Source organism: Myxococcales bacterium, from assembly GCA_016717005.1.
GTDB lineage: Bacteria > Myxococcota_A > Polyangia > Haliangiales > Haliangiaceae > UBA2376.
Genome location: JADJUF010000001.1, coordinates 1486360 through 1498876 on the forward strand (window position 1 = coordinate 1486360; position 12517 = coordinate 1498876).

A 12517-nucleotide genomic window follows, 5' to 3' on the forward strand; every position below is an offset into this window, starting at 1 on the left:
GGTTCGCACGGACCGGCGCGGGCGGCCGGTCGCCCTGCTCACATGCGCTTGGGCTCGAACGAGCCGGTGATGACGGCGTTGCCCTCGACCGGCGACGGCAGCTCCGACAGCAGCGTCAGCGTGCCGGCGGCCAGCTCGGCCTCGGTGCGGAAGCCCCAGATCTGGATGAACGCCGGCGCGGTCTGCGGCGGCAGCTCGAGCACGACGAACAGGCCGTCCTTGTTCATGGTCGGCGACTGCGAGTGCCGGACCGGCAGGCTCGACGACGCGGCCGAGAAGTAGAACGTGATCGCGCCGGGCAGGTGGGCGACCGCGCCGGCGGTCGAGCTGACGGTCGCGACCGCGTTCGAGACCTCGCGGCCCTGGCAGTCGCGCAGCGCGCCGGCGAGCACGCCCTTGCTGTTGTCGCGGGTCACGCCGACGAACGCCGGCAGCGCGTTGGCGGTGGACTCGGCCACGGCGCTGATGTTGAGGTTCAGCGTCGGGTTGGCCGGGTTCAGGTACTGGTTCAGGAGGTAGGTCTTGACGTAGCTCGCGGCCTCGACCTTGAAGCCGTAGCGGGTCTCGCCCGCGGACAGCATCGGCAGCGACATCGCGAACTCGCCGCGGGTGGCGGCGACGTTGCTCGAGGTCGCCGTGGCGCTGTTGGCGGTCAGCATGATGCCGGGGAACGCCGTGACCGTGGCGTTGCCGACGTTCGGGCCGCCCTGGAAGTCCTCGATCGTCCCGGTCAGGGAGATCGACTGGGTCGACGGCTGATCGTCCGACGGGGTGTTCAGGCAGGTCCAGTCGGCGTCGCCGATCTCGGTCCAGACGCCCATCGACTTCATGTTGGCCTTGGTGATGGCGGTCGGGACCGGGAAGCCCGGGTTCTCGAGCATCGGCGCGTCGATGCCGCCGTCGGTGCCAGTGGAGCCACCGTCGTCGCCGCAGGCGGCGGCGAGGACGAACAGGGGAGCGAGACCGAGAGTGCAGATGCGGCGCATGGATCCTCCACAGAAAGCAAACGATGGGTGCGGGGCTCCCCCGCAAGAGCGTTTCGCGTTTTATCGGGGCGGGGGCCGGAATGCAACGCCCGTTTGCCCGCCCAGGCGCCACTTGGGCCACGTGGCAGTAGTCCGGCCGCCACGCGGTCGTGTACGATCGGGCATCGGTGCCTCGTCTAGGTGACATCCTCACGAAGCTCGGGTACTGCACCCCGGAGCAGGTGCAAGAAGGGCTCGCCGCGCAGGTGCTGTACGGCGCCCGGCTGGGCACCAACCTGATCGAGCTCGGGCACATCGACCTCGACCGCCTGGCCCGGGCCCTGGCGCGACGCACCAAGCTGCCGGCGGCCCTCGCCGGGCACTTCGAGCGGCGCGACCTGGCGATCCAGAGCCGGATCCCGGCCGACCTCGCGGCCAAGCTCCGGGCGGTGCCGCTCGGCAAGCTGGCCCACGACTCAGCCCGGGTGGCGGTGGCGGTCCGCGACCGCCTGACCGAGCACGCGCGCGGCGAGCTGGCGTACTGCCTCGACCTCGATCCCGAGCAGATCGTCGAGGCGATCGCGCCCGAGCTGCGCCTCTACTACCACCTCGAGCTGGCCTACCAGATCCCGCGCGCCAACCGGTTCCTGCGCGTCGATCGCGATCGCAGCGGCGTGATCTCGGTGCCCCAGGCGCCGCCGACGGCCGAGGACACCGACGTCGACGGCCCGTCGTGGACCGCCGAGCCCGGCACGTCGCCGCCGCCGATGCGGGGCCAGCCCGCGGCCAGCGGGCCGGTCAGCGACATCGAGCCGGCCGCGCTCGACTACCAGACCGCGCCGGCGGTCGACGACGAGATCGGGCGGGCCCGGCGCCGGTTCGTGCCGAAGCTGGGCCAGACCCAGCAGGCCGCGCTCGCCCGCATCGCGGTCCGCCAGGTCACGACCGAGGTCGGCCTGCGGCCGATCGAGGAGCGCGACGCCCCGGCCGCGCGCACGCGCGAGGAGCTCCTGCGCTCGATCCGGCGCGCGCCGACCCGGGATCGCGTCGCCGAGCTGGTGCTCGGCACGCTCGGCGACCTGCCGCGGGCGCCGCTCGACGTCGCGGCGCTCCTGGTCGTGCGTCAGCAGGTGGCGATCGGCTGGAAGGGCTACTGCCCTGAGGGCCAGGCCGCGATCGAGGCGCTGGCGTTCGCGCTCAGCGGCGACAGCGCGATCGCGCGCTGCTACCAGGCCGGGCGGGTCCAGGTCACCGCGGTCGCCGCGGCCACCACCACCGACGTCGACCGCGAGCTCTGGACCGTGCTGGGCGGCCGCCCGCCGACCGAGCTCGCGATCGCGCCGATCGCGATCGGCGATCAGATCGTGTGCCTGCTCTACGCCCACGGCCGGATGGAGCAGGACGACGTCGGCGCGCTGGTCGGCGAGCTGGCCGACGCCGCCGGCACCGCGTTCGCGCGGCTGCTGCGCGCGGCGCAGCGGTGACCGCGACCACGCTGGGATAGCCTGACGCCGTGACCAGCGCCGCCGCGCCCCCGCCCGAGACCGTCGAGTTTGGCAGCGATCGCGCCCTGGCGGTGCGCGGGTTCTTGCTCGAGGTGGTCGAGGGCGCCAAGCCGAGGTCGGTGCGCTCGACCGGGGGCCAGTGCGCGATCGGCTCGCACCCGTGCAACGGCCTGGTCGTCGACGACCCGACCGTCTCGCGCTTCCACTGCGAGCTGGTCGGCGACGCCCGCGGCGTGCGCGTGCGCGATCTCGGCAGCAAGAACGGCACGATCCTCGACGGGGTCCGCGTCCACGACGCCGAGCCCAAGGACGGCAGCCTGCTGCGCCTGGGCCGCGCGGTGGTGCGGGTGGCGCTGTCGGCGGAGACCCAGGCGCTCAAGCTGTCGCCGCGGCGCACCTTCGGCGGCCTCGTCGGCGAGTCGCCGCCGCTGCGCGCCGCGTTCGCGCTGCTCGAGCGCGCGGCCGCGACCACCGCGACGGTCTTGCTCGACGGCGAGACCGGCACCGGCAAGGGCGCGATGGCCGAGGCCGTCCACGCCGAGAGCGCGCGCCGCGACCGGCCGTTCGTCGTCGTCGACTGCGCGGCGCTGTCGCCGACCTTGCTCGACAGCGAGCTGTTCGGGCCCGAGCGCGGCGCGTTCACCGGCGCCGAGCGGGCGCGGATCGGCGCGTTCGAGGAGGCCGACGGCGGCACGCTGTTCCTCGACGAGATCGGCGAGCTGCCGCTCGAGCTCCAGCCCAAGCTGCTGCGCGTGCTCGAGAGCCGCGAGATCCGCCGGCTGGGCCAGGACACCCGCCGCCCGGTCGATCTCCGGCTGATCGCCGCGACCAACCGCGACCTGCGGGCCGAGGTCAACGCCGGCCGCTTCCGCGCCGACCTGTACTACCGCCTCGCGGTCGTGAAGATCACCGCGCCGCCGCTGCGGGCCCGGCCCGAGGATCTGCCCACGATCGTCGGCGCGATCCTCGCCTCGCTCGGGGCCGGCGCCGACGAGGTCGCCGCGATCACCGCGCCGGAGATGATGGCGCGCATGGCCGGCAGCGCCTGGCCCGGCAACGTCCGCGAGCTGCGCAACTACCTCGAGCGCAGCCTCCCAGGCCGACGCCGCTGACGCCGCGTGCCCGGCGCCGCTCCGTCGATGAGCCCGCTCCGGCAGCGCCTGCGCGTGCGCCTGACCGCGGCCCGGCCCACCGCCTCGGCGCGGGCGGCGTGAGGGCAGGTCGTGACACTGCCGGTGTGACACCTACCCGCGATCGGGACGATCGCCGTGACACCCGCCGGGTGACCTTGACCTGTCGCCCCGCTAGCGTCATGGTCCGCCCGTGACCGACGGCGCCGTCAAGAAGCACCGCCACGACCTCGGCCAGGAGGACCACGGACCGGTCCTCGCGGCCGGGACCACCCGCGCCATCCAGGGCCTGCTGGGCCTGTGGATCGCGGCGACCTTGTTCGCGCTGGTGTGGGCGATGGTCGACGCCGGCCACGGTCCGACGCCGCCGGCGAGCCCGACGGCGACCGAAGTGCGGTAGCGGTTCGTGGGGCTGATCCCCGACGAGACCATCGCCGACATCCGGGCCCGCGCCGACATCGTCTCGGTGATCGGCCAGCACGTCCAGCTCAAGCGCGCCGGGCGCAACTGGAAGGGCCTGTGCCCGTTCCACGGCGAGAAGTCGCCGTCGTTCAACGTCTCCCCCGACAAGGGCTTCTTCTACTGCTTCGGCTGCCAGAAGAAGGGCGACGTGTTCACCTTCGTGATGGAGCTGCAGGGCAAGAGCTTCCTCGAGGCGGCCGAGACCCTCGCGGCGCTGTGCGGCGTCACGATCCCCGAGACCTCGGGCAACCCCGAGATCGCCCGGGCCCGGGGCGAGCGCGCGGGCATGCTGGCCGTCAACAAGCTCGCGACCCAGTTCTTCGCCGAGACGCTGGCCAGCCCGCTCGGCGCGGCGGGGCGCGCCTACCTCGACGCGCGCGCGATCGGCGGCGAGCAGCGGGCGGCGTTCCAGCTCGGCTTCGCGCCCGCCGAGTGGCACGGCCTCGCCGACTTCCTCAAGGACCAGCGCGCCGACCTCGAGATGGCGGTCAAGGTCGGGCTGATCGCCCGGCAACCCAAGGCCGGCGGCTACTACGACCGCTTCCGCGAGCGGGTGGTGTGCCCGATCATCCTGCCCGGCAGTGAGGTCGCCGGCTTCTCGGCCCGCCTGGTGGCCGACGCGCCCAAGGACAGCCCGCTCGGCGCCAAGTACATCAACAGCCCCGAGAGCTTCGTCTACAAGAAGTCGCGCCTGCTCTTCGGCCTGGCCCAGGCCCGCGAGACCATGCGCGTCAAGGGCCGGGCGGTGCTGGTCGAGGGCAACTTCGACGTCATCTCGATGCACCAGGCCGGGTTCACCGAGACCGTCGCGCCGCTCGGCACCGCGCTGACGCCCGAGCAGGTCGAGCTGTTGCGGCGCCAGGCCGGCGAGGTGGTCCTGTTCTACGACGGCGATCGCGCCGGCCGGGCCGCGACCCGGTCCGCGCTCGAGCTGCTGCTCACCGCCGACGTCCCGGTCCGGATCGCCTGGCGGGCCCACGGCGACGGCGTCCGGCTCGAGGGCCAGGACCCGGACTCGCTGCTCCGGGCCGGGATCGACGTCGGCGCGATGATCGAGCACGCCCGCGACGGGCTCGAGCACTTCGCCTACGAGCTGGTCTCGACCGGCGCCGACTCGGGCGACGCCCGGGCCCGGGCGCTCGAGGAGATCGCGCGCCTGGCCGCGCGGATCCCGGGCGAGACCAAGCGCGAGGTGGTCGTGGCCAAGGTCGCGGCCAAGATCGGCGTGGAGACCAGCGTGATCATGAGGGCCCTGTCCCGGGCCGCCCGGACGGCGAACGATCCCCGGGCCAGCTACGGCCGCCCGAGCGCGCCGGCGCCCGAGCCGATCGTGCCCGCGGCGCCGCCCCCGTCGAACGCGCCCCTGCTCGACCACGAACTGGACCTGCTAGCGCTGGTCGCCGACCATCCGTCGCTTCTAGCAACCCCTCAGGCAAACAAGGCTTTTTCACTCTTGACGGATGACCGCCTTCGCGACATGTATTCCGCCGCGCGCGCGGGGGCGTCCCTGCCCGTGCTCGCGCCCGACCGTCTGCCCCCGCACGCCATCAAGGTTCTCCTGGCCGGCACCTACGCACAGCACCCCAAGCCCGAGGCCGTCCTCGATGCCAAGGTGCAGGAACTCGAAGCCGCCGCCCGCAAGCAACGCACGCTCTCGCTCGAACGCCAACTCGCTGCCGCCAAGAAAGCCGGGGACGTCGAGGAGATCCGCCGCCTCGTCCTCGAAGTGATGAACACCAGGAAGCAGGTCGATTAGCCATGGCCAAGTCCGCCCCGTCGAAGTCGAAGTCGCCCCCGAAGCCGGCCGCGCCAGCCAGCAAGGAGGCCAAGCCCGCCAAGGACGCGGCCAAGGCGACCAAGACCGACACCAAGCTCGAGGGCAAGGACGCCAAGGACAGCAAGCCCGAGCGCGGCCGGCCGACCCGTCCGCCCAAGGGCAAGTCGGCCCCCAAGCGCCAGCCGTCGAACTTCGACGACGACGACGAGATCGAGCGCGAGCCGCGCGAAGATCTGCTCGAGGACGACATCGACGACGACGCGCCCCGGCGCGCGTCGGCGAAGGACGCCGCCGACGCCGCCGCGCTCGAGGCCGAGACCAAGCGGCCGACCGGCAAGAAGAACGGCGCGGTGCCCCAGAACCAGTCGAAGCTGATCGAGCTCGGCAAGTCCAAGGGCTTCCTCACCTACGACGAGATCAACGACCACATGCCGGACGACGTCGTGTCGACCGAGCAGATCGACAGCTGGCTGTCGTCGCTCGGCGATCACGGCATCGCGATCGTCGACGGCGCCGGCCCGCGCCCGGTCGACCCGGACAAGGTCGGGCTCGAGGCCGGCAAGGACAAGGACGAGGAGGAAGGCGCCGAGCCGACCGAGGCGACCAACACCACCGAGGACGAGGAGTACGCCTACAGCCGCACCTCCGACCCGGTGCGCATGTACCTGCGCAAGATGGGCTCGGTCTCGCTGCTCACCCGCGAGGGCGAGGTCGAGATCGCCAAGCGCATCGAGGAGGGCGAGCGCCGCATGCTGCAGGCGGTGCTCAACTCGTCGGTGGCGGTCGAGGAGCTGCTCGAGACCGGCGACCGCCTGCGCAAGGGCAAGGCCCGCGTCAAGGACGTCGTCAAGGACATCGACGAGGAAGAGGGCGAGTTCGACGAGAAGTGGCACACCGAGCGGGTCTGCAAGGTCATCGACAAGATCCGCAAGACCCAGCGCGACAACGAGAAGCTGATCGAGAAGCTCAACGAGCGCGGGTCGACCGAGGCCAAGAAGAAGAAGATCAAGGACGAGCTGCGGGAGAACCGCGAGCAGATGTTCGACGACCTGTCGGACCTGCGCCTGTCGAAGCCGACGGTCGACCGGATCGTCGCGCAGCTGAAGAACCTGATCCTCAAGCTCGACAAGACCGAGGCCGAGGTCCGCGAGGCCGAGCGCCGCGCCGGCATGACCGCCGCCGAGGTCCGCAAGACCCTGCGCGAGATGAAGACCTCGCCGGCCAAGGCCCGGGCCGTCGGCAAGAAGGCCATGCTCACCATCCCCGACTTCGAGGAGATGGAAGAGCAGATCAAGCACGCGCAGCGCAAGATCACGATCCTCGAGAACGAGGCCAAGACCAACGCGCCCGAGCTGCGCTCGACCTACCGCGACATGAGCGAGGGCGAGCGGATGGCCGAGCGCGCCAAGAGCGAGCTGGTCGAGGCCAACCTGCGCCTGGTCGTGTCGATCGCCAAGAAGTACACGAACCGCGGCCTGCAGTTCCTCGACCTGATCCAGGAGGGGAACATCGGCCTGATGAAGGCCGTCGACAAGTTCGAGTACAAGCGCGGCTACAAGTTCTCGACCTACGCCACCTGGTGGATCCGCCAGGCCATCACCCGCGCCATCGCCGATCAGGCCCGCACCATCCGCATCCCGGTGCACATGATCGAGACGATCAACAAGCTGATCCGCACGTCGCGCTACCTGGTGCAGGAGCTCGGCCGCGAGCCCACGCCCGAGGAGATCGCCGAGAAGATGGAGCTGCCGCTCGACAAGGTCCGCAAGGTCCTGAAGATCGCCAAGGAGCCGATCTCGCTCGAGACGCCGATCGGCGAGGAGGAGGACAGCCACCTCGGCGACTTCATCGAGGACAAGTCGATCACCTCGCCCAGCGAGAGCGTGATCTCGGTGAACCTGGCCGAGCAGACCCGCAAGGTCCTCGCCACGCTGACCCCGCGCGAGGAGAAGGTCCTGCGCATGCGCTTCGGCATCGGCGAGAAGAGCGACCACACCCTCGAGGAGGTCGGCCAGGACTTCGAGGTGACCCGCGAGCGCATCCGCCAGATCGAGGCCAAGGCGCTGCGCAAGCTGCGGCACCCGTCGCGCAGCAAGCGGCTCAAGGCGTTCGTCGAGAGCTGAGCGTGTTTCCTTGAGGGTCTTTCGAAAAGACCCTCGTGTTTCAATGAGGGTTTTTCGAAAAAACCCTCCCCCGGCATGCGCCGGGGCCCCCACCCGAAACGGCCCGGCGCGTCCTGCGCGCGGGTGGTGGTGATCGCGTGTTTCGATGAGGGGTTTTCGAAAAAACCCTCCCCCGGCATGCGCCGGGGCCCCCACCCGAAACGGCCCGGAGCGTGCTGCGCGAGGGTGGTGGTGGTCGCGGGTTTCGATGAGGGTTTTTCGAAAAGACCCTCCCCCGGCATGCGCCGGGGCCCCACGCACGTCGGACCGATCGACGCACGTCGGACCGATCGACGCACGTCGGACCGGTCGGAGCCACGTCGTGGTGTCGGACGTGTCAGTTGCGCGCGTGGTCGCCGGCGCGCACGCTTGGGGCATGCGCAGCGCCGCGATCCTCGTGCTGACGCTCGCCTGCGCCGGCGCCAGCGGCGGCGGTCCCGGCGGTCCCGGCACGCACGTCGACAGCGCGCACCCGGTCGCGCGGCCGGCCACGGGCCCGACGGTCGCGCGCCGGCTGGCCCAGTACGGCGCGGCGGCCCGGGCGCGCACCGCCGCGGCGTTCGCGGCCGCCGGGATCGCGTACCCGCCGGGCGAGGTGACGCTCGTCGCGATCAAGGACGAGGCGCGGCTCGAGGTCTGGGCCCGGCGCGACGGCGCGTGGGCGTGGATCGCCGACTACCCGGTGCTGGCGGCCAGCGGCGGCGCTGGGCCCAAGCTGGTCGAGGGCGACGGCCAGGTGCCCGAGGGCGTCTACGCGATCGACTGGCTCAACCCGCAGAGCGCGTACCACCTGTCGTTGCACGTCGACTACCCCAACGCGTTCGATCGGGCCCACGCCGCGGCCGACGGTCGGCGCGCGCTCGGCGGCGCGATCATGATCCACGGCGACGCGGTGTCGATCGGCTGCCTGGCGATGGGCGACCCCGCGATCGAGGAGCTGTTCACGCTGGTGGCCGACACCGGCCTGTGGCACGACCCGGCGCGCACCCGGCCGCGCGTGCGCGCCGTGCTGGCGCCGACCGATCTGCGCGCGCACGCCGCGACCCCGACGCCCGACGCGCCGCCGTGGACCGCGGCGCTCTACGCGACGCTGGCGACCGAGCTCGCGCGGTTCCCGCGGCCGCCGCGCTGAGGACCATCAGGCCAGCGGGCGCTCGGCCAGGCCCAGGGCCTCGAACCGCGCGGTCAGCGCGTCGGCGGCGGCCTCGCCCCGCAGCCACGCGCCGAGCTCGGTGAACGGCTCGACGACGACGTCGCCGTCGACCAGCCGGTGCGGCGCGCCGGGGTCGGCCTCGAGCTGGTAGCCGGCGTCGACCAGCACGAGCGCGATCGCGGTCCCGAACGTCCCCACCGCCCAGCTGCGGATCGCGCTGTCGTCGACGTGGTCGGCCCCCTCGCCGTGGATCAGGCGCGCGCGCTGGCGCAGCGCCGTCATCGCGCTGGGCAAGCTCGCGATCGTCAACCCCGTCAGCGCCGCGCGCGCCGCCTTGGCGTCGTCGCGCCAGGCCGCGATCCAGTGGGCCGCGACGTCGGTCCAGGCCACGTCGGCGAGCGACCGATCCACCAGCGCGCGGATGGCCGCGGTCTCGTACCGCTCGGGCTCGATCATGAGCGCGATGGCCGGGCGATCGTCGGGGGTCTTGCTCGGGCCGCGGAGCTGGGCGGCGGCCGCGATGCGATCGCGCAGCGGCGGGTGCGAGTCGTAGGGATCCTGGTTGCCCTCGGCCAGCTCGGCGGCGACGACCTCGTCGAGGAGCTTGGTCATGCGATCGTTGCCGAGGAAGCGCGAGAAGCCCTCGCCCACCGGCGGCAACACGCCGCGCTCGATCATCGGCTCGACCTCGTTGCGCAGGTACAGGCTGTGGGCCAGCGCCGCCGCGTGGGTCTTCTTGAGGCCGTCGATCAGCGCCGGCGCGCCCTCGGTCCGCACCGCGACGCCGTCGGCCGAGTACTCCTGGGCGCGGCTGACCGCCTGGGATACCCGCAAGAAGCCCTTGGCCAGCCACACGAACGGCGCCCGCACCGCGCCGAACAGGAGCGGGATCAGCCCGTGGATCTCGGCCGCGCCCTCCCCAGCCTTCTCCAGGTTGATCACGGTGCGGATCATCGAGCCGCGGGTCTTGTAGATCCACGGGCCCAGCTTGGTGTCGCCGCCGTAGAAGTGGCCCATCTCGTGGGCGATGACCGCGCGCAGCTCGCTCACCGTCAGCGTGCGCATGAGCGGCAGGCCCAGGCCCATGACCCGCCGGCTGCCGACGCCCATCAGGCCGCCGCGCTGGGTGACGAACGCGTTGACGTCGTTGACCAGGTAGACGTGCACCGGCATGGCCTCGCCGGTGGCGGCGGCGACGCGGCGCAGCTCGGCGAACAGCTCGGGCTGCCTGGTCGCGGTGATCTCGGGACCGGGCGGCTCGAACCGATCCGGCCGCGGCAGCACCGACCACGCGACCACCGCCGCCGCGACGAAGCACGCCAGCCCCGCGACGGCGATCATGATCACGCCGCGGCCGTGGATCTCCGCCAGCAAGCCGAACAGGAACTTGCCCGCCATGACCAGGCCGACGACGGCTGCCACCGCGGTCGCGAAGAACAGCACCATCAAGACCAGCGCGAGCATGGCCCGCACAACGATCGACCCGGTTGCCGCCACGGCCCGGTTGTATCACCGCCAGCCCTGGGTCGAGATCGAACGGACACGAGGCACGCGCCGATGTAGTGTCGGCGGGTCGGGGGTGACGGCTGGACGCCACGGTGGGAACAGGCCCACGTCGACGTGCATGGCGAGGTCATCAACGCACACCGGGAGCAACTGACGGCCCGCGGCGCGCGCGCCCGCGTGATCAGCGGCACTCGAGCCGGGTCGAGTACGCGATCGGCAGGTCGCGGTGCAGGATCCACTCGATCGCGTAGACGCCCAGCGGCTCGACGTCGGTCGGCTGGCACGAGCGGTGGTCGTGGTCGAGCACCTCGCAGGTGGTGTACGGCACCTCGCACGGGACCTGCTTGGGCAGCGCCGCGGCCAGCAGCACGCCGAACAGGGCCGCGGTCTGGCGCCCGCGCGTGGTCATGGCCTTGCCCATCACGCGCGCACGATAGCGCGCCGGTCAGCCGTCGCGCAGCCGGTACCGGCGCACGAGCCGCTCGATCGACTTGGGGTGCACGCCCGCCTGCTCGGCGGCGGCGCGCAGGTCGCCGCCGGTGTCGGTCAGCAGGTCGCGCAGGTACTCGCGGTCGAACTCGGCGCGCGCGGCCTCGAGCGGCATGCGGCCGCGGCGGGTGCGGCGCAGGCTGCCGCGCAGCTCGACCAGCCGCGCCAGCGGATCGCCGGCCAACGCCGCCGGATCGGCCAGCGCGATCGCGCGCTCGATCGCGTTGCGCAGCTCGCGCACGTTGCCGGGCCAGGCGTAGCTGCGCAGCGGGCTGAAGGTGTCGTCGAGGTGCGGCAAGATCCACGACAGATCGCCGCCGGCCCGGGCCAGCACGCCGCGGGCGAAGTGCGCGGCCAGCAGCGGGATGTCCTCGTCGCGATCGCGCAGCGGCGGCAGCTCGATCGGGATCACCGCCAGGCGGTAGTACAGGTCGGCGCGGAACCGTTCGCGATCGACCTCGGCCCGCAGGTCGCGGTGGGTCGCGGCCATGATGCGCACGTCGACCGCGACCGGCGCCGGCGCGCCGACCCGCTGGACCGTGCCGGTCTCGAGCGCGCGCAGCAGCTTGGGCTGCAGCGCCAGCGGCAGCTCGCCGATCTCGTCGAGGAACAGCGAGCCGCCGTGGGCCAGCTCGAACACGCCCGGCCGGTCGACGTCGGCGCCGGTGAACGCGCCGCGGACGTGGCCGAACAGCGCCGACTCGATCAGCGTCGGCGCGACCGCGCCGCAGTCGAACACGATGAACGGCCGCCCGGCGCGCGGGCCGGCCGCGTGGATCGCGCGCGCCAGCAGATCCTTGCCGGTGCCGGTCTCGCCCAGGACCAGCACGGTCGAGGTGGTCGTGGCCGCGCGCCGGGCCATCGCGAACACCCGCTGCATCGCGACCGAGCGGCCGAGCAGCTCGCCGAAGTGATCGATCGCCGGCAGCTCCTCCTCGGCGGCGCCGCCCTCGGCCACCAGCTCGATCGCGCTGTCACCGACCTCGAGCACGACGCCGTCGGTCAGGTAGACGTCGCGGATCGCGAGCCCCTGGACCCGGGTGCCGTTGGCGCTGTCGAGATCGAGCGCGCGCAGCCCGCGCGGATCGCGGGTCAGCCGGACGTGGAACCGCGACACGCGCGCGTCGGTGAGCACGAGCTGGTTCGACGGGTGCGCGCCGATCCCCAGGTCGTCGGCCCCGACCTCGATCGAGGTCCCGGCGTCGGGGCCACGCACGACCCGGGCCCGCAAGCGCTCGTAGCTCACCCGCACCGCCCCATCGGGCGCCACGTACGTCGTCTTGCCTGCGACCTGTCGAGCCATCGAATGGGCGCAGCGTAGCGGAACCGAACGGCTCCATGGAACCGCTCGGCTCCACCTTGCGCGCC

General features: G+C 72.5%; 10 protein-coding genes. 6 read left to right on the plus strand and 4 right to left on the minus strand.

Features of this window, described 5'->3' with window-relative positions; all coding sequences use genetic code 11:
- Positions 1-38: 38 nt before the first annotated feature.
- The gene (locus IPL61_06270) at positions 39-986 is read right to left on the minus strand and encodes a hypothetical protein (protein ID MBK9030934.1); all 948 of its coding nucleotides are present in this window, start codon (positions 984-986) and stop codon (positions 39-41) included.
- Positions 987-1153: 167 nt separating this feature from the next.
- Here IPL61_06270 and IPL61_06275 point away from each other — a divergent pair, with 167 nt between their 5' ends.
- The 6 genes from IPL61_06275 to IPL61_06300 all read left to right on the plus strand — a co-directional run bounded on the left by IPL61_06275 (position 1154) and on the right by IPL61_06300 (position 9133).
- Entirely contained in the window at positions 1154-2449 is a 1296-nt protein-coding gene (locus IPL61_06275; GenBank protein ID MBK9030935.1) for a hypothetical protein, read from the plus strand.
- A gap of 29 nt (positions 2450-2478) precedes the next feature.
- Positions 2479-3582 (plus strand): sigma 54-interacting transcriptional regulator, encoded by a 1104-nt coding sequence (locus IPL61_06280; protein MBK9030936.1) that lies wholly within the window; start codon positions 2479-2481, stop codon positions 3580-3582.
- Positions 3583-3793: 211 nt separating this feature from the next.
- Complete coding sequence (locus IPL61_06285; GenBank protein MBK9030937.1) at positions 3794-4000, plus strand: hypothetical protein; 207 nt, start codon at positions 3794-3796, stop codon at positions 3998-4000.
- A gap of 6 nt (positions 4001-4006) precedes the next feature.
- A complete protein-coding gene (gene dnaG, locus IPL61_06290; protein ID MBK9030938.1) occupies positions 4007-5818 on the plus strand; it encodes a DNA primase in 1812 nt (603 codons plus the stop codon).
- 2 nt (positions 5819-5820) lie between these two features.
- Positions 5821-7962 (plus strand): RNA polymerase sigma factor RpoD, encoded by a 2142-nt coding sequence (gene rpoD / locus IPL61_06295; GenBank protein MBK9030939.1) that lies wholly within the window; start codon positions 5821-5823, stop codon positions 7960-7962.
- 415 nt (positions 7963-8377) lie between these two features.
- Positions 8378-9133, plus strand: a complete 756-nt coding sequence (locus IPL61_06300) for a L,D-transpeptidase family protein (protein MBK9030940.1) — start codon at positions 8378-8380, stop codon at positions 9131-9133.
- Between the two features lie 6 nt (positions 9134-9139).
- On the opposite strand, the gene IPL61_06305 is transcribed toward IPL61_06300, so the two are convergent.
- From IPL61_06305 to IPL61_06315, 3 genes are all read right to left on the minus strand, one after another.
- Positions 9140-10618, minus strand: coding sequence for a M48 family metalloprotease (locus IPL61_06305; GenBank protein ID MBK9030941.1), 1479 nt, complete (start codon positions 10616-10618; stop codon positions 9140-9142).
- A gap of 223 nt (positions 10619-10841) precedes the next feature.
- On the minus strand, positions 10842-11084 hold the full coding sequence (locus tag IPL61_06310; protein MBK9030942.1) for a hypothetical protein: 243 nt from the start codon (positions 11082-11084) through the stop codon (positions 10842-10844).
- A gap of 21 nt (positions 11085-11105) precedes the next feature.
- Positions 11106-12452 carry a sigma 54-interacting transcriptional regulator gene (locus IPL61_06315; protein MBK9030943.1) on the minus strand — a complete coding sequence of 449 codons (1347 nt, stop codon included), beginning with the start codon at positions 12450-12452 and terminating at the stop codon, positions 11106-11108.
- Positions 12453-12517 lie beyond the last annotated feature (65 nt).

Bases quoted from the DNA above. Each gene is read 5' to 3' on its own strand.
- IPL61_06305 (MBK9030941.1), bottom strand. From the start codon at position 10,618: ATGCTCGCGCTGGTCTTGATGGTGCTGTTCTTCGCGACCGCGGTGGCA.
- IPL61_06300 (MBK9030940.1), top strand. From the start codon at position 8,378: ATGCGCAGCGCCGCGATCCTCGTGCTGACGCTCGCCTGCGCCGGCGCC.
- rpoD (MBK9030939.1), top strand. From the start codon at position 5,821: ATGGCCAAGTCCGCCCCGTCGAAGTCGAAGTCGCCCCCGAAGCCGGCC.
- IPL61_06270 (MBK9030934.1), bottom strand. From the start codon at position 986: ATGCGCCGCATCTGCACTCTCGGTCTCGCTCCCCTGTTCGTCCTCGCC.
- IPL61_06315 (MBK9030943.1), bottom strand. From the start codon at position 12,452: ATGGCTCGACAGGTCGCAGGCAAGACGACGTACGTGGCGCCCGATGGG.